The organism is Pseudomonas sp. HY2-MNA-CIBAN-0224 (assembly GCF_040310285.1).
Lineage (GTDB): Bacteria > Pseudomonadota > Gammaproteobacteria > Pseudomonadales > Pseudomonadaceae > Aquipseudomonas > Aquipseudomonas helleri.
In genome coordinates this window covers 1-388 of sequence record NZ_JBEOPQ010000230.1, presented here as the reverse complement: position 1 = coordinate 388, position 388 = coordinate 1, and the positions used below count along the sequence as shown (strand labels likewise).

Sequence of the window (388 nt, the reverse complement as noted above, 5' to 3'; positions counted from 1 at the left end):
TGGTGTGAACGCTCAAATAGATGATTTAAAAAATATAGTTCTCTACTGGAAACCAGATACTATATTCTCTAGAGCAATAGAAAGGCGTGATTTGAGCCCAATTTTAGAAGACGCCTTTTTTCAATCTTTAATAACCATAGAAATAACCAAAGAAATCATTGGTTTAATTCGGAATACAATTAATCATTTTCCCTTAGAAGCAGAAGAGATAAATCTAGAGAAGGAAGTTATTGCACTGATAAGTCGCATATATGATATTGAAGTTAATGATATAAAAAATGTAGTTTTTGAACTTGACCTGTTGTTTCAGACAATATATAGCAATATATTGTCTGGAAATATGCTGAAATCATTAATACCAAATTTATTAATAAGGACAATTCTAGAA

The 388-nt window shown here is 29.4% G+C and carries 1 protein-coding gene; it reads left to right on the top strand.

All coding sequences use genetic code 11. The annotated features are described in order from the left end of the window. Positions 1-388 (top strand): hypothetical protein (locus AAEZ03_RS26160; RefSeq protein WP_350582665.1); only part of this gene is annotated, 388 nt, incomplete at both ends.